Source organism: Marichromatium sp. PS1 (genome assembly GCF_041155115.1).
Classification (GTDB): Bacteria; Pseudomonadota; Gammaproteobacteria; order Chromatiales; family Chromatiaceae; genus Marichromatium; species Marichromatium gracile.
On the sequence record NZ_BAAFHB010000004.1, the window covers coordinates 87,167 to 109,252 of the forward strand.

General features: G+C 67.6%; 19 protein-coding genes. 17 read left to right on the forward strand and 2 right to left on the reverse strand.

The genetic code is table 11. The features are described 5' to 3' along the window. Nucleotides 1-91: 91 nt before the first annotated feature. Entirely contained in the window at nucleotides 92-2,794 is a 2,703-nt protein-coding gene (flgK, locus tag ACAM26_RS09590) for a flagellar hook-associated protein FlgK (protein ID WP_369613511.1), read from the forward strand. Nucleotides 2,795-2,816: 22 nt separating this feature from the next. Continuing rightward, nucleotides 2,817-4,067 carry a flagellar hook-associated protein FlgL gene (gene flgL, locus ACAM26_RS09595; protein WP_123140774.1) on the forward strand — a complete coding sequence of 417 codons (1,251 nt, stop codon included), beginning with the start codon at nucleotides 2,817-2,819 and terminating at the stop codon, nucleotides 4,065-4,067. Here flgL and ACAM26_RS09600 read toward each other — a convergent pair. Next, complete coding sequence (locus ACAM26_RS09600) at nucleotides 4,064-4,459, reverse strand: hypothetical protein (protein WP_369613512.1); 396 nt, start codon at nucleotides 4,457-4,459, stop codon at nucleotides 4,064-4,066. The genes flgL and ACAM26_RS09600 overlap by 4 nt on opposite strands. 194 nt (nucleotides 4,460-4,653) lie before the next feature. Between ACAM26_RS09600 and ACAM26_RS09605 the strand changes: the two genes are divergently transcribed. Next, on the forward strand, nucleotides 4,654-5,853 hold the full coding sequence (locus tag ACAM26_RS09605; RefSeq protein ID WP_190287936.1) for an FkbM family methyltransferase: 1,200 nt from the start codon (nucleotides 4,654-4,656) through the stop codon (nucleotides 5,851-5,853). A 22-nt stretch (nucleotides 5,854-5,875) separates the two neighbouring features. After that, nucleotides 5,876-6,565 (forward strand): hypothetical protein, encoded by a 690-nt coding sequence (locus ACAM26_RS09610; protein ID WP_123140771.1) that lies wholly within the window; start codon nucleotides 5,876-5,878, stop codon nucleotides 6,563-6,565. A gap of 3 nt (nucleotides 6,566-6,568) precedes the next feature. Here the strand turns inward: ACAM26_RS09610 and queG are convergent, their stop codons facing one another. Next, nucleotides 6,569-7,654 (reverse strand): tRNA epoxyqueuosine(34) reductase QueG, encoded by a 1,086-nt coding sequence (queG, locus tag ACAM26_RS09615; protein WP_369613513.1) that lies wholly within the window; start codon nucleotides 7,652-7,654, stop codon nucleotides 6,569-6,571. An 84-nt stretch (nucleotides 7,655-7,738) separates the two neighbouring features. On the opposite strand from queG, the gene ACAM26_RS09620 reads away from it, so the two are divergent. The 13 genes from ACAM26_RS09620 (at nucleotide 7,739) to ACAM26_RS09680 (ending at nucleotide 22,012) form a co-directional block, all read left to right on the forward strand. Beyond that, entirely contained in the window at nucleotides 7,739-9,244 is a 1,506-nt protein-coding gene (locus ACAM26_RS09620; RefSeq protein WP_369613514.1) for an NAD(P)H-hydrate dehydratase, read from the forward strand. Then, on the forward strand, nucleotides 9,237-9,695 hold the full coding sequence (gene tsaE, locus ACAM26_RS09625) for a tRNA (adenosine(37)-N6)-threonylcarbamoyltransferase complex ATPase subunit type 1 TsaE (RefSeq protein WP_123140768.1): 459 nt from the start codon (nucleotides 9,237-9,239) through the stop codon (nucleotides 9,693-9,695). Before ACAM26_RS09620 ends, tsaE begins: the two co-directional genes overlap by 8 nt. A 224-nt stretch (nucleotides 9,696-9,919) precedes the next feature. Next, nucleotides 9,920-11,242, forward strand: a complete 1,323-nt coding sequence (locus ACAM26_RS09630; protein ID WP_123140767.1) for an N-acetylmuramoyl-L-alanine amidase — start codon at nucleotides 9,920-9,922, stop codon at nucleotides 11,240-11,242. Between the two features lie 379 nt (nucleotides 11,243-11,621). Then, nucleotides 11,622-13,592, forward strand: a complete 1,971-nt coding sequence (gene mutL / locus ACAM26_RS09635; protein WP_369613515.1) for a DNA mismatch repair endonuclease MutL — start codon at nucleotides 11,622-11,624, stop codon at nucleotides 13,590-13,592. Nucleotides 13,593-13,619: 27 nt separating this feature from the next. Beyond that, entirely contained in the window at nucleotides 13,620-14,588 is a 969-nt protein-coding gene (gene miaA, locus ACAM26_RS09640) for a tRNA (adenosine(37)-N6)-dimethylallyltransferase MiaA (protein WP_369613516.1), read from the forward strand. Between the two features lie 259 nt (nucleotides 14,589-14,847). Then, nucleotides 14,848-15,108, forward strand: coding sequence for an RNA chaperone Hfq (gene hfq, locus ACAM26_RS09645; RefSeq protein ID WP_005223727.1), 261 nt, complete (start codon nucleotides 14,848-14,850; stop codon nucleotides 15,106-15,108). A gap of 32 nt (nucleotides 15,109-15,140) precedes the next feature. After that, the gene (gene hflX / locus ACAM26_RS09650) at nucleotides 15,141-16,427 is read left to right on the forward strand and encodes a ribosome rescue GTPase HflX (protein WP_123140763.1); all 1,287 of its coding nucleotides are present in this window, start codon (nucleotides 15,141-15,143) and stop codon (nucleotides 16,425-16,427) included. A 264-nt stretch (nucleotides 16,428-16,691) separates the two neighbouring features. After that, nucleotides 16,692-17,855, forward strand: coding sequence for an FtsH protease activity modulator HflK (gene hflK, locus ACAM26_RS09655; protein ID WP_123140762.1), 1,164 nt, complete (start codon nucleotides 16,692-16,694; stop codon nucleotides 17,853-17,855). Then, the gene (hflC, locus tag ACAM26_RS09660; protein WP_123140761.1) at nucleotides 17,855-18,742 is read left to right on the forward strand and encodes a protease modulator HflC; all 888 of its coding nucleotides are present in this window, start codon (nucleotides 17,855-17,857) and stop codon (nucleotides 18,740-18,742) included. The genes hflK and hflC overlap by 1 nt, the downstream gene beginning before the upstream one ends. A gap of 297 nt (nucleotides 18,743-19,039) precedes the next feature. Then, entirely contained in the window at nucleotides 19,040-19,222 is a 183-nt protein-coding gene (locus tag ACAM26_RS09665; protein ID WP_062274437.1) for a DUF2065 domain-containing protein, read from the forward strand. A 13-nt stretch (nucleotides 19,223-19,235) separates the two neighbouring features. Continuing rightward, a complete protein-coding gene (locus ACAM26_RS09670; protein ID WP_123140760.1) occupies nucleotides 19,236-20,429 on the forward strand; it encodes an ATP phosphoribosyltransferase regulatory subunit in 1,194 nt (397 codons plus the stop codon). Nucleotides 20,430-20,441: 12 nt separating this feature from the next. After that, nucleotides 20,442-21,737 (forward strand): adenylosuccinate synthase, encoded by a 1,296-nt coding sequence (locus ACAM26_RS09675; RefSeq protein WP_123140759.1) that lies wholly within the window; start codon nucleotides 20,442-20,444, stop codon nucleotides 21,735-21,737. Nucleotides 21,738-21,748: 11 nt separating this feature from the next. After that, nucleotides 21,749-22,012 carry an OadG family protein gene (locus ACAM26_RS09680; RefSeq protein ID WP_207301260.1) on the forward strand — a complete coding sequence of 88 codons (264 nt, stop codon included), beginning with the start codon at nucleotides 21,749-21,751 and terminating at the stop codon, nucleotides 22,010-22,012. The last annotated feature ends 74 nt before the right edge of the window (nucleotides 22,013-22,086 follow it).

Consider the following 22,086-nt stretch of genomic DNA (forward strand, 5'->3'; position numbering starts at 1 on the left):
GGGGTGTTCAGCAACAGGGTCCAGTGGAGTGGTCGATCGTGGTTGACGGCGGCCAGGCATCCATCAACCGGCAGATCCACGGGAGACGGGTATGAGTATTCTGGGGACGGGGGTATCGGGGCTGCTGGCCTTCCAGCGCGCGCTCTCCACCACCGGGCACAACATCGCCAATGCCGCCACCGAGGGCTATACCCGCCAGCGCGTCGACTTCAGTACGCGTACGCCGCAGTTCACCGGTGGGTATTACGTCGGTCAGGGCGTCACCGCCGACGGTATCCGTCGCATCCAGGACGATCTGGTCGACGCCCGGCTGCGCACCAGTCTCTCGGACAACGGCTATGGCTCGGTGCGCGCCGAGTATGCCGAGCGGGTCGACAGCCTGCTCGCCGATGCCACCACCGGCATGGCGCCGGTGCTGGAGAACTATTTCGCCGCCGTCCAGGATGTCGCCGACGACCCGACCGCGATCGCCGCGCGCACCGCACTGATCGGCGAGGCCGAGTCGCTCTCCGCGCGCTTCTCTCGCGTCAACGGCGAGATCGAGGAGCAGCGCGGCCTGCTCAACGGCGAGATCCGTTCGAGCGTCGACGAGATCAACCAGCTCACCGCGGCGATCGCCGAGCTCAACACCCAGGTCGTCACCGGCGATTCGCGCGGCAGCCAGCCCAACGACCTGCTCGACCAGCGCGATCTGCTGCTCAACCAGCTCGCCGAGAAGATCGATCTCAACACCACGGTGCAGGACGACGGCTCGGTCAACGTCTTCGTCGGCAACGGTCAGGCGCTGGTCACCGGCGGGAACGCGGCCGAGCTGGTCGCGCGCTCCTTCTCCGGTGACGGCAACATCGATGTCGGACTCAAGACCTCCGGGGGCGATCAGCCGGTCGACATCTCGCGCTTTGTGACCGGCGGAGAGCTCGGCGCCATGCTCGAGACGCGTACCGGGATCCTCGACGAGGCGCAGAATACCCTGGGGTTCATCGCCCTCAACCTGGGCGCCGCCTTCAACCAGCAGCACACCCTCGGTGTCGACCGTGACGGCAACCTTGGCGGCGAGCTCTTTGCCATCCCCGAGCCCGATGTCTATCCGACGCCCGGCAATGCCGCCAGTGGCCAGCTCGAGGTCACCCTCGAGGACGTCGGCGAGCTGACGCAGAACGACTACCGGCTGCGCTTCACTGGCAGCGCCTACCGTCTCGAGACCCTCCCCGATGGCACCGATGTGCCGCTGACGCCCGATCCCGACGACCCGGATGTCCTCACCGGTGGTGGATTACGTATCGATACCGGGGATCTCTCCGGCGCCGCCTCGCGCGATCAGTGGCTGATCCAGCCGACGCGGGGCGCGGCCGATTCGCTGGAGGTGCTGATCAGCGATCCGGAGAAGATCGCCGCCGCCGGCGCCATGGTCGCCGATGCCGGCGATCTCAATGCCAGCGCGGTGCAGATTGCCTCGGTCGTCGCCGTCGACGGCGACGACCCACGGCTGCTCAACAGCGCCGTGGTCGGCTACAACGGCTATGGTTATACCCTCGATGGTGTCGAGCTGCCGCCGAGCGCGGTCAACGTCGACGAGCAGGGCTTCACCACCATCAGCGCCAATGGCTGGGCGCTGACCCTCGATGGCACGCCCGAGGTCGGTGACGAGTTCTCCGTCGCCGGCAACGGCGGGGTGGATATTGTCCTCGGCCAGGATAACCTGCGCCCGGATGTCGTCAGCCGCAGTGTCATCGACACCACCGACCCCGATCTGCTCGACGAGGTGGTGATCGAGTTCGACGGCACCGACTACACCCTCGACGGCGTTGCCCTGACACCACCGGACCTCACCACGCTGCCCTCGGGCAACATCCAGATCACCGCCAACGGCTGGCAGCTCGAGCTGCAGAACGCCTGGATCGCCGGTGATCGCTTCACCGTCGGTGGCGGCGGCACCTTGGCGGTGACGCCGGACGCCGGTAACACCGGCACGGCGGCGGTGCTCGAGAGCCGTGTCACCGATCCCGAGGCCGATTTCTCGACCGCCTCGACCCTGGCCTTCAACGGTACCAACTACGTCCTCGACGGCACCGTGCTGCCGAATTCCGCGGTTGAGGTGGCGCCGGACGGCAACACCACCACGATCACCGCCAATGGCTGGGCGCTGACCCTCGACTCGCAGCCCGCTGCGGGTGACCAGTTTGACATCGGCGGGCTTGCCGAGATCGCCGTCTATCCCGATCCGGCCAATGGTGTCAGCGCCGCCGAGGTGCGGGTGACCGACAGCGAGCACCCGCGTTTTGCCGACACCGTCGAGCTGAGCTACGACGCCGCCACCTTCCAGTACAGTCTCGATGGCGTGCCGCTGCCGACCTCGGCGGTGAGCGGGAGCGCCGATGGCCGGGTGACCATCGCCGCCAATGGTTGGGAGGTCACGCTCGAGCGCGCGCCCAATGACGGCGAGGTCTTCGAGATCTCCGGCAATGTCCAGCGCGAGGGCGACAACCGCAACATGCTCGAGCTGACCCGGCTCCAGGACGCGCGCATCCTCGAGGGCGACGAGAGCATCCAGAACGGCTACAGCAGCCTGATCTCCGAGGTCGGCACCCAGACCCGTCAGGCACAGATCGTGCGTGATGCCAGTGCCACCCAGCTCGAATCGGCCCAGGCCCAGCGTGAGTCGATCTCTGGGGTGAACCTCGACGAGGAAGCGGCCAATCTGTTGCGCTACCAGCAGGCCTATCAGGCCTCGGCGCAGGTGATCGCCACGACCAGCACCCTGTTCGACACCCTGATCAACGCGGTCAGGCGTTAAGCCCCGCGGAGGCGAGCCCAGCATGCGTATCTCCACCCAACAGGCCTTCCAGAGCGGCGTCACGGCGATGCAGCGGGCGCAGTCCGAGCTCAGCCACACCCAACTGCAGCTGTCCACCGGTCGGCGCATCCTCACCCCTGCCGACGACCCCGCGGGGGCGACCCAGGCCGGTCAGCTCAATGCCGCGATCCGCGCCAACGAGCAATATCAGCGTAACGCCGACTATGCCCAGCCGCGTCTTGAGCAGGAGGAGGCGAGCATCATCGCCATGGAGAACCTGCTGCAACGCGCCCGCGAGCTGGTGCTCGCCGGCAACAACGATACCCAGAACGACCAGACCCGTAGCTATCTCGCCAGCGAGATCCATCAGCTGCGCGATGATCTCATCGACATCGCCAACACCAGAGACGCCAACGACGAATACCTGTTCGCCGGGACCCGCTCGTTCGTCCAGCCCTTCAACAAGGAGGCCGACGGCTCGGTCGGTTATGTCGGCGCCCAGGGGGCTGGCGCGGTACGCGAGGTCGAACTCTCGTCGACCAGCACCATCACCGTCGGTGACAGTGGCGACGTCCTCTTCATGGATCTGCCCGAGCGCAGCGGCCTGGTACTCGAGGCGCAGCAGCCGCTTGGCAATACCGGCTCGCTGGTGGTCGAGGAGACGCGGATCAGGGATCGTGAGGACTTCGATGCCACCGCCGGTGAGCGCTTCGAGATCCGCTTCGCCGAGAATGCCGGGACCATGGAATATTCCGTGGTCGACGACCTCGGTAATGTCGTGCTCGACAAGAGCGGCACGCCGATCCAGGGCGTTGCCTACAACAGCGGCGATGCGATCGAGTTCGCCGGGCGCAGCGTGACCCTGACCGGCGCGCCGGCCGATGGCGATACCGTGGTCTCGCGCCCGGCCGAGCACCGTGACATCTTCGCCACCCTCGACGAGATCGCCACCGCGCTGGAGACCCCGGTGAGCGACCCCGAGGTCCGCGCCCGGCTCTCCGAGTCGGTCGAGATCGCACTCGGCAATATCGACTCGGGTCTCGATCGGCTCAGCGATGTCAGGAGCACGGTCGGCTCCCGGCTACAGACGCTCGACACCCAGACCGAACTCAATGCCGAGCGCGAACTCAATCTCGAGAGCACCCTCTCCGACATCCAGGACGTCGACTATGCCGAGGCGATCAGCCGCTTCAGACTGCAAGAAGTGGTCCTTCAGGCCGCGCAGCAGACCTATGTGCAGGTCAATCGGCTGTCGCTGTTCGACTTCCTCTAGGAGGTCTTGGACCCGCCTTGATCCTGTCCGGGATTGCCATAGGCCTTGCGCATCCGCTGCGCGGTATGCGCCGACCCAGGGTTGTCCTGCGGTTCGGTCTGGCGCTCGCCGTCCTCGGCCGCACGCAGTCGCTGCAGCTTGCGCAGCACCTTCGTCCGTTCGTTGATGGCACGCGTCTCGGCGTGGCCCTCTTGTTCGAGAATGTGCTGCAGGCGCTGGCGCTCGCTTGCGCTCCATGTCTCGGGTTTGAGGTCCGTGCCGAGTCGCTGGATCAGTGCCCGGCGTCGCTTCTGCAGCGTCTCGACCAGCGCCCAGTCGGCGCCCGTCGCCGCCCCCACCAGCTGTTCGGTGGCCTGCTCGAGTTCGGTGATCAGATCGGTGTGCATGGTCATGGTCGAGGCCTCTCGTCGCTTGCTCTCGGGGTGCTCGATCCCTGTTCGGACTGTGCCACCCGGGGACGTCCCGGGCAAGCATCAGTGGCACTTTAGGCGGTTCGCCGATCGGTGCTAGGATGCTCATTCAATCACGGGGGCGCCGGGTCTTCGCCCGCACCCGATCCGCCAACGTCAATCTCGGAGCAACGATCGTGACAGACTCCCAACGACTGCTCGAGCAGGCCATCGAACATCAGCGCGGTGGACGGGCCGAGGCCGCCGAGTGGCTGTATCGTGCAGTGCTGGCGCTCGATGTGGATCATGCCGAGGCCAATCACAACCTCGGCATCATCGAGATCGAGCGCGGCGATCTCGATGCCGGGCTCGACCATGTGCGTCATGCACTCGATCAGGCCCCGGAGATCGGTGGTTACTGGTTGACCCTGGTTGAGGGTCTGCTGCTCGCCGGGCGTGCCGCCGAGGCCGCCGAGGTGATGGAGCGCGCGCGCGGACTCGGGCTCGACTCCCCCGAGGCGGATGCGCTCGCCCAGCGCATCACCGAGGCGATGGCGGCGACCCCGGCCTCGACTGCGGCGCCGCTGCCTTCGGAGCCGACCATGCCGGCGTCATCGGCTGGCAATGACTCACTGTTGCTGACCATGGATGACGGTGTGCGCATCCATGTCCCCAATGATATCGACGCGTTGCCCACCTATCTGCTGCTCGAGCGCGAGGACTGGCCGGAACCCGAGCTGGCGCTGGTGCGTCGTCTGGTGGAGCCCGACGATCTGGTGCTCGATCTGGGCGCGGGTCTCGGTGTCTATACCCTCGCCATGGCCCATGCCATGGGGCAGGGCAACGGTCGGGTGCTGGCGCTCGAGCCGGTTACCGAAGCCGCGGCGCTGCTGGCGCGCAGCCTTGCCGAGAATGCGCTGGAGACACGTGTCGTGCTTCAGCAACGGGCGATCGGAGACGGGGCCGGCGAGGTCGGTATCCGGGTGCGTCGGGCGGCGCGCCCGCACGACCTCGGCGATTCCTTCGAGACGCGTACGGTCGGGGCACTGACCCTGGACGAGCTCTTGGCCGATGCGGCCTGGCCCGCAGGCGCGAGTCCGTCGCTGGTGCGTCTTGATCTCGCCGCCGAGCATCTGCCCGCTGTGTTGCGGGCGGGGGAGCGGTTTTTTGCCGCACACGACCCGCTGCTGATGTTCCGGGTCGCTCCGGATTGCGACCTGGGTGCGTTGCGCCAGGCGGTCGAGACGCTCGGTTACGCGCTGTACCGCCAGGTCGATGCACTGAGCGCCCTGGCCCCCTGTGGTACGGCGGAGACGCTCGATGCGCGCCGTCGTAACCTCTTTGCCTGTGCGCCGGCGCGAGCCGAGCGGCTGCGGGCGCGCGGCCTGATGGTGTGAACCGGCTCAACTGGAGATCGCGATGACCGAGAGCGCATGGTATATCCGGCTGGGCGCCTATCCCTATGCCCAGCCCTTTCTGATCGACTGGCAGATCGCCGACCACGGTCGCGATCCCTTCTGGTCGCGCTTCGAGGAGGCGCTCGAGCGCTATCTCGACAGCCACGACTCGGCTCGGCCGGTGGCCGAGCGCTATCAGGCGCTGACCGAGGCGATGGCGCGTTTCGTCCAGCTCAGGGCCGAGGGGGATGGTCATCTCGCCACCCGCATGGTGCTGATCCGTATCCTCTTCGATCTCGGTGAGCGTCAGCGTGCCGGCGGTGAGGTCGCAGGTCTGCTGCAGGGCATGACCTGGCTCACCGAGCCGATCCCGGACGACCTGCAGATCCATGTCAACCGCCCGCTGGTCGCACCGATGCCGAGCTTCGACCAGCGTCCGGTGAAGGGCGATCTGGGACTCTGGCTGCAGGCCGCGTTGATCGAGACGCTGGAGTGCACCAAGGCCGACTCGTCCTACTTCCACAACGATCTGCAGCTGTTCAAGCTGCTGCTGGCCAACCCCAACCACAGCCTGGAGATGGAGCGTCGACAGCGCCTGCTCGCCACCCGGCTGGGGATCGCGCTCGGTTCGCCCGAGGTGCCGGCGGCCGACCGCGACCTCCGCCCCGAGCGCAACAGCGAGGTGTGGTCGCTGCTGCGCGCCCCGACCTGAGCGTCACCATCCGTCACGCGCGCCGTGCTCGCGCTGGCGCGCCAGCGCCCAGTCGATATGCTCGCGAACCATGGGGTCTGGATGGTCCCGCCAGCGTATGAGTGCAGTGAGCGCCGCCGGCGACGAATCGGCATTGCCGAGTGCAACGGCGAGGTTGCGCAGCCAGCGACCATGACCGATGCGTCTGATCGCAGATCCCGAGGTCCGTTCGAGAAAGGTCGGCTCGTCCCAGCCGATCAGGGTGATCAGGGTGGCGCGATCGAGTCCCTGGCGAGGCAGGAAGTCGGTCTCGGCGGTGGCGCGGGCGAAACGATTCCAGGGGCAGACCTGCTGGCAGTCGTCACAGCCGTAGATGCGGTTGCCGAGTGCGGGGCGCAGCGCCAGCGGGATCGGGCCTGGGTGCTCGATGGTGAGGTAGGAGATGCAGCGCCGGGCGTCGAGCCGATAGGGCGCGATGATCGCTGCGGTGGGACAGACCTCGAGACAGGCCGAGCAGTGACCGCAGTGTGAGCGCAGCGGTGTATCGAGCGGGAGCGGCAGGTCGGTGAACAGTTCGCCGAGAAAGAACCAGGAGCCGGCGCGCGGGTTGATCAGGTTGGTGTGCTTGCCGATCCAGCCCAGTCCGGCCTGCTCGGCGAGCGGCTTCTCCATCACCGGCGCCGAGTCGACGAAGGCGCGATAGCCGAAGGGGCCGATCGTCTCGGTGATCTGGTCGGCGAGGCGCTGCAGGCGACGACGGATCAGCTTGTGATAGTCGCGCCCGAGTGCATAGCGCGAGACGAAGGCGCGTGCCGGGTCGCTGAGCGTCGCCGGGTCCTCGTGTGGTTCGGGATGGTAGTCCATGCGCACCGAGACGATGCGCAGTGTCCCCGGCACCAGCTCGGTGGGACGGGCGCGCCGGCGACCATGGCGGGCCATGTAGTCCATCTTGCCGTGATGGCCGGCGTCGAGCCAGTCGAGCAGACGCTGCTCGGCGCGCTGCAGTCCGGTCTCGGTGATGCCGACCTGCTGAAAGCCGAGCGCCATCCCCCAGCCCTTGATCCGGGTCGCCAGCTCGAGCGCCTCGTGCGGATCGAGCGCGCGCGTCATCGTCTGCTCCGGTACTCGCCTGTCTCGTCCATTCACCCTAGAATCGGGGTCGCCACGCCGATCCCAATCCATCTCCAGACCGTCATGAACCAGCCATCGCTGCCGCACGCACTCTACCGCGCCGATCAGGCCCGCGCGCTCGACCGCGCCGCCTGTCTCCAGCCCGACCTGAGCGGTCGTGAGCTGATGGAGCGCGCCGCACGCGCGGCGCAGCGACTGGTGGCCGCGCGCTGGCCGCAGGCGCGCCGGGTCTGCGTGCTCGTTGGCGGCGGCAACAACGGGGGTGACGGCTATGCGCTGGCGCGGCTGTTGCGCCGGGCCGGGCGCGAGGTTCGGGTGTTGAGCCTGGTCGCGCCGGAGCGGCTGCGGCATGAGGCCGCCGAGGCCTGCCGTGACTGGCGGGCGGTCGGCGGGGCGATCGAGCCCTGGCGCGGTGGCCTTCCCGAGGACGCCGAGCTGCTGGTCGATGCCCTGCTCGGCATCGGGCTCGAGCGTCCGTTGCGCGAGCACTGGGCCGAGGCGGTGCGTGCGCTCAATGCCCACCCGGCGCCGGTTCTCGCGCTCGATCTCCCCACCGGGTTGCATGCCGACCGGGGCGCCGTGCTCGGCGAGGTGGTGCGGGCCAGCGCGACCATCAGCTTCATCGTGCTCAAGCAGGGGCTGCTGACCGGGGCCGGCCCCGGCTGCTGTGGCCGGCTCTACTGGGACTCGCTCGGGGTGCCGGAGACCCTGCTGGTGGCCGAGCCGGCCAGTGCGCAGCGCATCGACTGGGCCAGCCAGCGCGCCTGTCTGGGCACGCGACGGCGCGATGCGCACAAGGGGCAGTGCGGTCATGTGCTGGTGATCGGTGGCGCCCCGGGGATGTCCGGCGCGGCACGTCTTGCCGGCGAGGCGGCGCTGCGTGCCGGTGCCGGGCTGGTGACGGTCGCCACCCATCCGGCACATGCCGCGCTGCTCAATCTCACCCGCCCGGAGCTGATGGTGCGTGGGGTCGAGCACGACGCCGATCTCGAGCCACTGCTCGCACGTGCCGATCTGGTGGCCATCGGTCCCGGGCTCGGGCGGGAGGCGTGGGGGCGCGGGCTGTGGCGGCGGGTGCGCGAGTGCCGGTTGCCGCTGGTGGTCGATGCCGACGCGCTCAACCTGCTCGCCGAGCAGCCGCTGCGGCGCGATGACTGGGTGCTGACGCCGCATCCGGGCGAGGCGGGGCGGTTGCTCGGCTGTGGGACCGCCGCGCTCGAGGCGGATCGTTTCGCCGCGCTCGCGGCCTTGCGTCAAAAGTATGGCGGTGCCCTGGTGCTCAAGGGTGCCGGCAGTCTGGTCGCCGACGCGGACGAGACACCGCCGGCGGTCTGCAGCGACGGTAATCCGGGGATGGCGACCGCCGGTGCCGGAGACGTGCTCACCGGGGTCATCGCTGCGCTGATCGGGCAGGGGATGGATGTCGGGGGCGCCGCGCGTGTCGGGGTCTGTCTGCATGCCGCCGCCGGTGACCGGGCAGCGCGCGCGGGTGAGCGGGGAATGATCGCCGGGGACATCATCGAGGCGGTGCGCGCCCTGGCCGACGGGAGAGAGAACCATCATGCATGAGATCCATATCGCCGGTGAGGCGGCCCAGCTGGCGCTCGGTGCACGGCTGGCCGAGCGGATGCGAGCGCCCTTCGTGCTCTATCTGCAGGGCGACCTCGGCTGCGGCAAGACCACCCTGACCCGGGGGCTGCTGCGTGCGCTCGGTCACCAGGGTGCGGTGCGCAGTCCGACCTATACCCTGATCGAGCCCTATGTACTCGCCACCACCCAGCTCTACCATCTCGACCTCTATCGCCTGGCCGATCCCGAGGAGCTGGAGTATCTCGGTCTGCGCGATCTGCTCGAGACCCCGGCGATCTGGGTGGTCGAGTGGCCGCAATGCGGTGCCGGCGCGTTGCCGCCGCCGGATCTGCAGCTCCAGCTCGAGCATCGCGCCGATGGGCGCAGCCTGCGCCCGGTGGCGACCACCGAGGCGGGTCTGACGCTGGCCCGAGCGCTCTATGAGCGCTGAGTCCCGGTCGCGCAAATCCTTGTTGTATAAGCGATACATTTCGTTCCGAAGAAATTCAGAAAGCGAGGCTAATCCCAGGTTTTTTCTTGGAATACTCCCGCTAAAGCTGCTATCTTAAAAACAACGAACCGTCAATCCCCTGGGGCGGGTCATCTCCACTGCATGGCCGTGCCGTCCCCGAGAACATCGGTCGTCGGCGACCCCGGCGACCCCGAGGCTGCGACGTGAAACGGGTTTTCACTCTCCTGCTCTGCTCCCTCCTGGCCCTGCCCGCACTTGCCGCGCAGGTCACGGTCGAGGGCGCGCGCGTCGGTGTCGAGGACGGTCGCACCCGGGTGGTACTCGATACCCGAGCTGCGCTCACCCACAAGATCTTTACCCTCGAGGGGCCGGACCGGGTCGTCGTCGACCTCAGCGACGCCCGGCTGTCCGGCACGCTGCCGCGGCCACGTGGCAATGATCCGGCGCTGGTCGGGCTGCGCAGCGGTATTCGCGACAAGACCGATCTGCGTATCGTCTTCGACCTCAAGTGTCCGGTACGGGTCAAGAGCTTCAGCCTGCCGCCGGATCGCCGTCACGACAAACACCGCCTGGTGATCGATCTGCTGCCGCGGACCGCCAGTGCCGCACCCCATGCCACGGTGGTGGCCAGTCGCACTCGATCGCCTTCACGTCCCGAGGTGCTGATCGCCATCGATGCCGGCCACGGCGGCGCCGATCCCGGTGCCATCGGCAAGCGCGGCACCTACGAGAAGGACGTCACCCTGGCGATCGCCCGCAAGCTCGCCGCGTTGGTCGAGCGCGAGCCGGGGATGCGCCCGCTGATGATCCGCGACGGGGACTACTACGTCCGATTGCGCCAGCGCATCGAGAAGGCGCGCAAGCACAAGGCCGATCTGTTCATCTCCATCCATGCCGACGCCTTCACCAACGATCGCGCCCACGGTTCCTCGGTCTATACCCTGTCGTTCAACGGCGCGAGCAGTGAAGCGGCGCGCTGGCTGGCCAACCGCGAGAACGCCGCCGACCTCATCGGCGGGGTCAACATCGCCGACAGCGACGATCTGCTCGCCAGCGTGCTCATCGACATGACCCAGAACGCGACCATCGAGCACAGCACCGAGGCCGCCGGCGCGGTGCTCTCGCATCTCGGCGAGATCGGGGATCTGCACAAGCGCCGGGTCCAGCGTGCCGGGTTTGCGGTACTCAAGTCGCCGGATATTCCCTCGATGCTGGTCGAGACCGCCTTCATCACCAATGCCGAGGAGGAGCGCCGGTTGCGCGACCCGGCCCATCAAGAGCGGCTGGCACGCGCCATCCTCGCCGGGATCAAGGCCTATTTTCGCAAGTACCCGCCACAGGGTGCGCTGCTGCAGGCGGCCAACGGGCGCTCGACCCCGCGCCGTCACGTCACCCACCAGGGCGATACCCTCTCCGAGATCGCCCAGCGCTATCGCGTCAGTCTCTCCTCGCTGCGTGCCGAGAACGGCCTGACCGACGACACCATCCGCGTCGGTCAGGTGCTTGCCATCCCCGAGGACTCGTGACCTCGCTTGCGACCAGGACGGATTGAGCCGCAAAGGGGAAAAGCCTCCAGCTTTCAGCTATCAGCCGCCAGCGAGGGGAGGGCTTGGCTCGTCGCGCGACCGTTGATTGCAGGCCGACACTGGAGGCTGTTGACTGAAAGCTGGCCGCTTTCTTCGCGTGTTTTCTTTGCGTTTTGGTCATTCGAGTCGGCTTCCAGCGGCCAGCTTCCAGTAGGGAACAGCGCCTGCGCTGGGGGCCTGAACACAAAATCCCTTTGTGCCCTTTGTGTCTTTGCGGTTCAATCCCGCTGGCCGCTGGCCGCTGGCCGCTGGCCGCTGGCCGCTGGCCGCTGGCCGCTGGCCCTTGCTGTCTGCGCGCCGATCTGGTTCCATCTGCGCGATGGTTTCCCCGATCCGTACCCTCCCGCCCCATCTCGTCAATCAGATCGCCGCCGGTGAGGTCGTCGAACGCCCGGCCTCGATCGCCAAGGAGCTGATCGAGAACAGCCTCGACGCCGGTGCCGAGCGTATCGAGATCGAGGTCGAGCAGGGCGGGGTGAAGCGGTTGCGGGTGCGTGACGACGGTTGCGGCATCCCGCGCGACGAGTTGGGCCTGGCGCTCTCGGCGCATGCCACCAGCAAGATCGCCGCACTCGAGGATCTCGACGGCATCATCACCCTCGGTTTCCGTGGCGAGGCGCTGCCGAGTATTGCCTCGGTCAGCCGGCTGACGCTGACCTCGCGTCCCCGCGAGGCGCCCGGGGACACTCCGGCCTGGAGTATCGGGGTCGGTCCCGATGGTACGCTCGAGTCGCCACAGCCGGCCGCGCACCCGCCCGGGACCTCGGTCGAGGTGCGCGAGTTGTTCTTCAACACCCCGGCGCGGCGCAAGTTCCTGCGCACCGAGCGCACCGAGTTCGGCCACCTCGAGCAGGTGGTGCGACGTATCGCCCTGGCCTGTCCCGAGGTTGGTCTGGTGCTGCGCCACAATGGCCGTCAGGTGTTCGACCTGGCTCCGGCCGGTGGCGAGACGGCACGTGAGCGCGCCCGTCTCGCCCAGCTGCTCGGCCAGTCCTTTGCCGAGCAGGCGCTGACGGTGGAGGCCGAGGCCGTCGGGTTGCGCCTGCACGGTTGGGTGTTGCCACCGGCCTTCTCGCGCAGCCAGGCCGATCAGCAGTACTTCTACGTCAATGGCCGCATGGTGCGCGACAAGCTGGTGGCACACGCGGTGCGCCAGGCCTTCAGCGATGTGCTCCACCATGCCCGTCATCCGGCCTTCGTGCTGTTTCTCGAACTGCCGGCGCGTCAGGTCGACGTCAATGTCCATCCGGCCAAGCACGAGGTGCGCTTCCGCGAGAGTCGTCAGGTCCACGACTTCCTGTTCAGCAGTCTGCAGCGCCGGCTCGCCGACGGCGTGCTCGGAGAGCGGACGCCCGAGACCGGGACGATTGCGCCCGCGACGGTGGCCGCCTCCACGCGCGCGTCGTCGGCCGCGCCGCTCACGCCGGCGCTTGCCACCTCGGGCGGGCAGGCCGGGCGCGTCGGCACAGGCGCGCGAGCCGCTGTCGCTCGTGAGCGGAGTTCCGTCGTCGCCCCGGCGGGCCGGGTCGCCGAGCGTCCGGCGCGCTATCAGGCCGATCTGGCCTTCCAGCACCCGAGGCCAGCGGCACGAGATGGCGGGGGAGAGGAGTCGTCCTCGACAGCGCCCGCCGCCCCGGCCAAGCCGTTGCCCGAGGTCGGCGGGGCGAGGCCCGTGCCTCGCCAGGAAGAGGTCGAGGCGGCCGATGCCCCGCCGCTCGGCTTCGCCCTGGGGCAGGTCAACGGGGTCTTCCTGCTCGCCCAGGCGCGCGACGGGCTGATCGTGGTCGATATCCACGCCGCCCACGAGCGCATCGGCTACGAGCGGCTCAAGCAGGCCTGGGCGCGCGGGCGCATCGTCTCCCAGCCGCTGCTGTTGCCGGTCACCCTCCAGGTCAGTCGCGCCGAGGTCGAGTTGCTGGAGACGCAGCGCGACACCCTTGCCCGGTTGGGGCTGGTGATCGAGCCGCTCGGCGCCGAGACCCTGGTGATCCGCGAGGTCCCGGCGCTGCTGCGTCAGGCCGAGATCGCGCCGCTGGTGCGCGACCTGCTCTCCGATCTCACCGAGCACGGGCGCAGTCGGCGGCTCGATGCGGCGATCGACGCGGTGCTCGCGACCATGGCCTGTCACGGCGCGGTGCGCGCCAACCGGCGGCTCACCATCGAAGAGATGAACGCGTTGCTGCGCGAGATGGAGCAGGTCGAGCGTATCGATCAGTGCAACCATGGCCGTCCCACCTGGGTGAAGATGACCCACGATCAGCTCGACCGACTGTTCGAGCGCGGCCGCTGAGCCGCATCCCCGAGAGGATCCCCTGTCATGACCGAATCGACCGACCCGCGGCCGTGGGCCATCCTGTTGCTCGGCCCGACCGCTGCCGGCAAGACCGATCTCGCCGTCGAGCTGGTGCGTCGGCTGCCGTGCGAGATCATCAGCGTCGACTCGGCGATGGTCTATCGCGGCATGGACATCGGTACCGCCAAGCCCGGTCCCGAGGTGCTCGCCGAGGCCCCGCATCGGCTCATCGACATCCTCGACCCGAGCGAGTCCTATTCGACCGCGCAGTTTCGCGCCGATGCCCTGGCGGCGATGGCCGAGATCAGCGCACGGGGGCGGATCCCCTTGCTGGTCGGTGGGACCATGCTCTATGTGCGCGGTCTGTTGCGCGGTCTGGCCGAGCTGCCGGGGGCCGATGCGGCGGTGCGTGCCACGCTCGATGCGGAGGCGGCGCGTCTCGGTTGGCAGGCGATGCACGAGCGGCTCGCTGCGGTCGATCCGGTGAGCGCGGCGCAGATCCATCCCAACGACCCGCAGCGCATCCAGCGCGCGCTCGAGGTCCACACCCTCGCCGGGCGCCCGATGAGCGCGCTGATCGCCGAGGCCCGCGCACGCGCCGAGCCGCCCTATCGCTGGATGAAGCTGGTGCGCGCGCCAGGCGAGCGCGCGCTGCTGCATCGGCGCATCGAGCAGCGCTTTTGCGACATGCTCGATCAGGGGCTGGTGGCCGAGGTCGAGCGGCTGTGGGCGCGCGGCGACCTGCACCCGGAGCTGCCCTCGATGCGCTGCGTGGGCTATCGCCAGGTGTTGAAATATCTTCACGGCGAGTACGACCGTGATGAGCTGGTGCAGCGCGGTATCTATGCCTCCAGACAGCTCGCCAAGCGTCAGCTCACCTGGCTGCGCGCCGAGCCCGACTGTCATTGGATCGATGATCACCCGGATCCCTGTGGTCAGGCGCTGGCGGCGCTCGCGGCGGCCGGTATCGGTGGCGCGGGCGGCGGTCGATGAGCCGTGGCCGGTGTTGCTGGTCCTTGCCGCGGTGTCGCCAGCGAGGCATGCTCAGTGCGGTCCCCCGCGTTGGGGGCTTGCTCCAAATCAGGTCGGTGTCCGTCACCAGTTCGCAACCCGCTGACGGACGACGCGGTCATGACGACCGTAGAGAGCGGCGGTGATCCGGGATGGGGGGAAGCGCTGCCCCGGAGCACCTGTCCGGCCACGGTCACATCCGGATGCCGACCGAACAAACGACAACAAGGAGACTCAACACATGGCAAAGGGCCATAGCCTGCAAGACCCCTTCCTGAACACCCTGCGCAAGGAGCGCGTGCCGGTCTCGGTGTTCCTGGTCAACGGTATCAAGCTGCAGGGGCAGATCGAGTCCTTCGATCAGTTCGTCGTGCTGCTCAAGAACAACGTCAGTCAGATGATCTACAAGCATGCGATCTCGACGGTGGTGCCGGCGCGCAACGTCAAGCTGCCGCCGAGCGATGAGTCGCCGAAGGGCGAGGACAAGTCCGACGATGCCTGAGTCGCACGCGCAACGATTGCTGGGGGCGCGGCGTGTTTGAGCGTCCCGATGTCGGTGAGCGGGCGGTGCTGGTACAGATCGATCTCGGCGGCGAGCGGGTCGATGCCGAGCAGCGCGAGGAATTCGCGCTGCTCGCCGAGGCCGCCGGCGCCGAGGTGCTGGCGACCCTGGGGGGGAGTCGTGCCGCGCCCGATCCGCGCTACTTCCTCGGCAGCGGCAAGGCCGAGGAGCTCAAGGATCTGGTCGCCGCCTGCACCGCCGACCTGGTGATCGTCGATCATCCGCTCTCGCCGGCTCAGGAGCGCAACCTCGAGCGCCTGGTACAGTGCCGGGTGCTCGATCGCTCCGGGTTGATCCTCGATATCTTTGCCCAGCGGGCGCGCTCCTTCGAGGGCAAGCTGCAGGTGGAGCTGGCGCAGCTGCGTCACCTCTCGACCCGGCTGGTGCGCGGCTGGACCCATCTCGAGCGCCAGAAGGGCGGTATCGGGCTGCGCGGTCCGGGCGAGACCCAGCTCGAGACCGACCGCCGTCTGCTCGGCAAGCGCGTGGCGATGCTCGAGCGCCGCCTCGGCAAGATCGAAGGGCAGCGCGCCCAGGGGCGCAAGGCACGGGCCAAGGCCGAACTCTCGGTGGTCTCGCTGGTCGGTTATACCAATGCCGGCAAGTCGACGCTGTTCAATCGTCTCACCGAGGCCGGGGTGTTCCAGGCCGATCAGCTGTTCGCCACCCTCGATCCGACGCTGCGTCGATTGGAGTTGCCGACCGGCGAGCGGGCCTTGCTGGCCGATACCGTGGGCTTCGTCAGTGATCTGCCGCATGAGCTGGTGGCGGCCTTTCGCTCGACGCTGGAGGAGGCGCGCAACGCCGCGTTGCTGCTGCACGTGATCGATGCCGCCGCCACGCAGCGCTCGCGACTGATCACCGATGTCGAGCAGGTGCTCGAAGAGATCGGTTGCAGCGAGATTCCGCGCCTGGAGGTGTTCAACAAGATCGATCGGCTCGAGGAGGCCGTGCCGCGTCTCGAGCGCGATGCCGAGGGGGTGCCGGTGCGGGTGTGGATCTCGGCGCGCGAGGGCGAGGGGATCGAGCTGTTGCTGCAGGCGATCGCCGAGCGTGTCGGTGGCCAGCGCGTCGAGCGCCGGGTCCGACTCGAGCCAGCCGATGGGCGGGTGCGGGCGCTGCTCTTCGCTCACGCCCAGATACTCGCCGACACCCCCCTCGAGAGCGGTGGATGGGAGATGAGCTTCAGTATCGCGCGGGCCGATCTCGCGCGGCTGCGGGCACGCGATGTGCGCCTGGCCGCCTGTGTCGAACCCTGAGTTTCATTGGGGGTGGGGCGTTTGCTCCACCCCGCTGCGCCATCTTAGAATGACACCTTCGATTTGGGGCCCGGGGATGCGTGTCCGCGTGACCTCATCATGCGATATCGCTTGATATCGGCCTCGTACGTCGGCATTGTTCTACGCGATATTCACCTGCCATCGGATTTGTCGTGACGCCCTGTTTGCAGTGGCTGGATCGTCAACCCCCGACAGGGCAATCCGGGACGACTCCCCCAACCAACCAGTACAGACGGAGAAGCTATGGCCTGGAACGAGCCAGGTGGCGGTAACAAAGATCCTTGGAGTGGTGGCGGCGACCAAGGACCGCCCGATCTCGACGAGGTGGTACGCAAGCTCCAGGAGCGCCTGGGTGGGCTCTTCGGCGGCAAGGGCGGCGGGCAGGGCGGCCCGAGCGGTGGTCCCGGGCGCGACCTCAGTCTGCGCCTGATCGGTGTGGCGGTGGCCGTGCTGGTGGTGATCTGGCTGGCCACCGGCATCTATATCGTCGGCCCTGCCGAGCGCGGCGTCGAGACCCGCTTCGGCAAGCTCACCGAGACCACCGGGCCGGGGCCGCATTGGCACATCCCCGCACCGATCGAGTCGGTGACCAAGGTCAATGTCGACGAGATCGCGACCTTCAGTCACAAGGCATCGATGCTCACCCAGGACGAGAACATCGTCGATGTCGAGCTGACGGTGCAGTCGCGTATCCAGGATGCGGCGAACTATCTCTTCCAGGACCAGAATCCCGAGAAGACCCTGCGTGACGCCACGGTGACCGTGGTGCGCGTGACCATCGGTGGCAGCAAGCTCGACTATGTGATGACCGAGGGTCGTAGCGCGGTGGCGGTGACCATCAAGGAGCGCATCCAGGCGCTGATGGATCAGTACAAGACCGGCCTCGAGGTGACCACGATCAACATGCAGCCGGCCAAGCCGCCGGAGCAGGTCAAGGCCGCCTTCGACGATGCCATCAAGGCCCGCGAGGACAAGGAGCGCATCGAGAACCAGGCCGAGGCCTATGCCAACGAGGTGTTGCCGCGCGCCCGTGGTGAGGCTGCGCGCATCATCGCCGATGCCCGCGCCTATCGCGACAAGGTGATCGCCGAGTCCGAGGGTGAGGCGGCGCGCTTCAGTGCCATCCTCGCCGAGTATCAGAAGGCCCCCGAGGTGACGCGCGAGCGTCTCTATCTCGAGACCATGGAGCAGGTGCTCGGCGGGAACGCCAAGGTGCTGCTCGACGTCAAGGACGGCGGCAACAGCCTGATGTACCTGCCCATCGATCAGATGCTCAAGCAATCAGCAACGCCGGCCCAGAGTGGCCCGGCAGCGTCGGCGCCGGTCGCGGCGACGCCGGCGAGCGCCACCGGGGCGAGTGATTCCACGCCCCAGCGCATCGTGGACCGTGAGCGGAGGACGCGTTGATGAATCAGTACAGGACCCTGCTGCCGATCGGCGTCGCGGTGCTCGCGCTCCTCGTCTACAGCTGTACCTTCGTGGTCAAGCAGTACGAGGTGGCGATCAAGCTGCGACTCGGTGAGATCGTCTCCGACCAGTACGGCCCCGGGCTGCATTTCAAGCTGCCCTTGATCAACTCCATCGAGATCTTCGATCGTCGTATCCAGACGCTCGACTCGCGTCCGGAGCGTTTTCTCACCATCGAGAAGAAGGACGTGATCGTCGATTCCTACGCCAAGTGGCGGATCTCCAACGCGGCGCAGTTCTTCCGCTCCACCGGTGGCAGCAGTGCGCGGACCAGCCGGCTGCTCTCGGAGCGGATCAACACCAGCCTGCGTGACGAGTTCGGTAAGCGCACCATCCAGGAGGTGGTCTCCGATGATCGTCTGGAGCTGATGCAGATCCTCACCAAGGAGGTCAATGCCAACACCGAGGATCTCGGTGTCGAGATCGTCGACGTGCGGGTGAAGAAGATCGACCTGCCGCCCGAGGTCAGTGAGTCGGTCTATCAGCGCATGCGCGCCGAGCGTGAGCGGGTGGCGCGTGACCTGCGGGCCAAGGGTTCTGAGGCCGCCGAACGGATTCGCGCCGATGCCGATCGTCAGCGCACCGTGATCACCGCCGACGCCTATCGTCAGTCCGAGGAGATCCGCGGTGAGGGCGATGCGCGCTCGGCCGAGATCTATGCCGGCGCTTATAGCGTCGACCCCGAGTTCTACGCCTTCTACCGGAGTCTCGGTTCCTATCGCCACGCCTTCGGCAATGGTGGCGACGTGATGGTGCTCGAACCCGATTCGGAGTTCTTCCGTTTCTTCCGTCAGCAGCAGGCCCCGGTCGAGGCCATCGGCCGCTGATCCTCCCTCCGCTGCAGGATGCGGCCCCGTTTCGGGGCCGCATTTCCCCACCCAAGACGTCTTGCAGACGTTTCGTCCACGTTTCAGCGACCCTTCGCACCCTGGTTAAATGCATGCATTTTGTTGTCAAAATGCTGCTTTTGCGCTGAAATCACGTTTTTCTGTCTGTCTGCGGGGTGTTTTTCGATGTCCCGGCGATGGACAAATGCCCTTGCGTCTGGAAAGATGGGCGCCTTTTGAAAGGGTACCAGCCCGGTTGCGTTCGCGTGATCGAGCCCCGGTCGAGGACGTCTGGTTGTGAACGAGCTGCTGATCGCACTGGCGCTGATGCTGGTGGTCGAGGGGATCTGGCCGTTTCTCTCGCCGCGAAGCTTCAGACGCGCCTTGTTGCTGATGGTGGCCGAGCGGGATCGGGCGCTGCGTTTGGCCGGGTTGACGAGCATGATCGTCGGGCTCGGGCTGCTCTATCTGGTGAACTGAGTTTTAGTGCGCAATGAATGAGGAACGGTGGCTGCTGCCAGCCGGAATCGAAGAGGTGCTCCCGCCCCAGGCCCAGGTCATCGAGGGGCTGCGTCGCGAGTTGCTGGATCTCTATGCCGGCTGGGGATACGACTTGGTCATCCCGCCGTTCATCGATTATCTCGACTCGCTGCTGACCGGGACCGGTCAGGACCTCGACCTGCAGACCTTCAAGCTCACCGACCAGGTCTCCGGGCGGTTGCTCGGGGTGCGGTCCGACATGACCCCGCAGGTCGCGCGTATGGATGCCCATCATCTGCGTCGTGATGTGCCGCAGCGTCTGTGCTATCTCGGCACCGTGCTGCGCACTCGCGACGACGGCTTCGGTGGGACGCGCAGCCCGCTCCAGCTCGGTGCCGAGATCTATGGTCATGGCGGCGTCGAGAGCGATATCGAGATCCTGCGCCTGATCATGCTCACGCTGCGCGCGGCGGGGATCGAGGAGAGCTATCTCGATCTCGGTCATGTCGGTATCTTCCGCGGGCTGGCCCGTCAGGCCGGGCTCGATGCGGCACAGGAGCACGCGCTGTTCGATGCGCTCCAGCGCAAGGCGGTGCCCGAGGTCGAGCAGCTGATCGGCGGCTTCGGCGTCCACGGTGCTGCGGCCGACATGCTGGTCGCGCTCGCCGAACTCAACGGCGCCGATGCGCTGGTGCGTGCCGAGCAGGTGCTGAGTCGCGCCGACCAGCCGGTACAGGCCGCGCTCGATGACCTGCGGCGCATCGCCGAGGGGCTGCAGCGCTGGCTGCCCGAGGTCGGGGTCCACTATGACCTCGCCGAGTTGCGCGGTTATCGCTACAAGACCGGCGCGGTGTTTGCGGCCTTCGTCCCCGGCTGGGGGCTCGAGGTCGCGCGTGGCGGGCGCTATGACGACATCGGTCGGGTGTTCGGCCGGGCGCGCCCGGCGGTCGGCTTCAGTGCCGACCTCAAGGAGCTGTTGCGTCACGGACGCGGGCTCGAGCAACGCTATCGCGTTGACGCGCCGGTGCTCGCGCCGGCCGATCCCGATCCGGCGCTGCGCGCCGAGATCGAGCGGCTGCGCGCCGCTGGGCGACGGGTGGTCGAGGTACTGCCCGGGGTCGAACAGGATCCACGTCAACTCGGCTGCAGCCAGACCCTGGCGCGGTGCGAGGGGCGCTGGGAATTACAAGCTATCGATGCGGAGTAGGAAAGAGTCTAGATGGGCAACAACGTCGTTGTAATAGGCACCCAGTGGGGCGATGAGGGCAAGGGCAAGGTCGTCGACCTGCTGACCGATCGCGCTGGCGCCGTGGTGCGTTTCCAGGGTGGACACAACGCCGGTCACACGCTGGTGATCGACGGGGCCAAGACCGTCCTGCACCTGATCCCCTCGGGCGTGTTGCGCGAAGGCGTGCGCTGCCTGATCGGCAACGGCGTGGTGCTCTCGCCGCAGGCGCTGCTCGACGAGATGGCGATGCTCGAGCAGGCCGGCGTGCCGGTGCGCGAGCGTCTCGGCATCAGTGCCGCCTGTCCGCTGATCCTGCCCTATCACGTCGCGCTCGATCAGGCGCGCGAGCGTGCCCGCGGCAGCAACGCCATCGGCACCACCGGGCGCGGCATCGGTCCGGCCTACGAGGACAAGACCGCGCGGCGCGGCATCCGTCTCGGCGAGCTGCTCGATGCGACCCATTTCGAGGCGCGTCTCGGCGAGGTCCTCGACTATCACAACTTCGTCCTCGAGCACTACTACAAGCTCGCGCCGCTCGAGCTCGCGCCGATCCGTGACGAGGCCCTGGCCCATGCCGAGGAGCTGCGTCCGCTGATCGTCGACGTCCCCGGCCTGCTGCACCAGATGCGCGCGCGTGGCGAGGACGTGCTCTTCGAGGGCGCGCAGGGCGCGCTGCTCGACATCGATCACGGCACCTATCCCTTCGTCACCTCCTCGACCACCACCGCCGGCGGTGCCGCCAGCGGCAGTGGGGTAGGGCCGCGCGACCTCGACTATGTGCTGGGGATCGTCAAGGCCTACACCACCCGTGTCGGGGCCGGCCCCTTCCCCTCGGAGCTGTTCGACGACGAAGGCAATCATCTCGGGGTGAAGGGGGCGGAGTTCGGCGCCACCACCGGGCGCAAGCGTCGCTGCGGCTGGCTCGACATGGTCGCGCTCAAGCGCTCCTTCGCCATCAACAGCGTCACCGGCATCTGCATCACCAAGCTCGATGTGCTCGACGGCATGGAGCGGGTGCGGATCTGCACCGGCTACGAGCTCGACGGCGAGCTGCTCGAGACGCCGCCGGTAGGCAGCGAGGCGATGGCCCGCTGCACCCCGCGCTATCTTGATCTGCCCGGCTGGAGCGAGTCGAGCGTGGGCGCCGAGAGCTACGAGGCGCTGCCCGAGAATGCGCGACGCTATATCGAAACCATTGAACAGCTCAGCGGACTGCCGGTCGATCTGGTCTCGACGGGTCCCGATCGTGTGCAGACCCTGATCCGACGTCATCCGTTCGACGTCTGAGGGCTATCGTCATGACCGAAATCTCCTTTTCAAAACTCTTCCTCGAAGGCTTGCAGCTGATGGGGGTCGGGATGACCATCGTGGTCGCCTTCCTGATCCTGCTCATCGGCGTGCTTCACCTGGTGGCCGCCGCCGTGCGCCGCTGGGCCCCAGAGGAGACCGCGCCCGAGGCGCGGCCCGCCTTCCCGCAAGGTGCCGGGGCCGTCACCGATCGTCGCCTGACCGCGGCGATCACGGCCGCCGTCGTCCAATACCGGAAGCGACGCCGGACCTGACACCCAGGGGTCCGTCTGTAACCGGGGCGTCGTCGGGGGGTGTACCCGCCTGACCGGCGGCGCCCCTGATCGCG

Coding starts and splice junctions, on each gene's coding strand:
- flgK (WP_369613511.1), top strand. CDS start 92: ATGAGTATTCTGGGGACGGGGGTATCGGGGCTGCTGGCCTTCCAGCGC.
- flgL (WP_123140774.1), top strand. CDS start 2,817: ATGCGTATCTCCACCCAACAGGCCTTCCAGAGCGGCGTCACGGCGATG.
- ACAM26_RS09600 (WP_369613512.1), bottom strand. CDS start 4,459: ATGACCATGCACACCGATCTGATCACCGAACTCGAGCAGGCCACCGAA.
- ACAM26_RS09610 (WP_123140771.1), top strand. CDS start 5,876: ATGACCGAGAGCGCATGGTATATCCGGCTGGGCGCCTATCCCTATGCC.
- queG (WP_369613513.1), bottom strand. CDS start 7,654: ATGACGCGCGCGCTCGATCCGCACGAGGCGCTCGAGCTGGCGACCCGG.
- ACAM26_RS09620 (WP_369613514.1), top strand. CDS start 7,739: ATGAACCAGCCATCGCTGCCGCACGCACTCTACCGCGCCGATCAGGCC.
- tsaE (WP_123140768.1), top strand. CDS start 9,237: ATGCATGAGATCCATATCGCCGGTGAGGCGGCCCAGCTGGCGCTCGGT.
- mutL (WP_369613515.1), top strand. CDS start 11,622: ATGGTTTCCCCGATCCGTACCCTCCCGCCCCATCTCGTCAATCAGATC.
- miaA (WP_369613516.1), top strand. CDS start 13,620: ATGACCGAATCGACCGACCCGCGGCCGTGGGCCATCCTGTTGCTCGGC.
- hfq (WP_005223727.1), top strand. CDS start 14,848: ATGGCAAAGGGCCATAGCCTGCAAGACCCCTTCCTGAACACCCTGCGC.
- hflK (WP_123140762.1), top strand. CDS start 16,692: ATGGCCTGGAACGAGCCAGGTGGCGGTAACAAAGATCCTTGGAGTGGT.
- hflC (WP_123140761.1), top strand. CDS start 17,855: ATGAATCAGTACAGGACCCTGCTGCCGATCGGCGTCGCGGTGCTCGCG.
- ACAM26_RS09670 (WP_123140760.1), top strand. CDS start 19,236: ATGAATGAGGAACGGTGGCTGCTGCCAGCCGGAATCGAAGAGGTGCTC.
- ACAM26_RS09675 (WP_123140759.1), top strand. CDS start 20,442: ATGGGCAACAACGTCGTTGTAATAGGCACCCAGTGGGGCGATGAGGGC.
- ACAM26_RS09680 (WP_207301260.1), top strand. CDS start 21,749: ATGACCGAAATCTCCTTTTCAAAACTCTTCCTCGAAGGCTTGCAGCTG.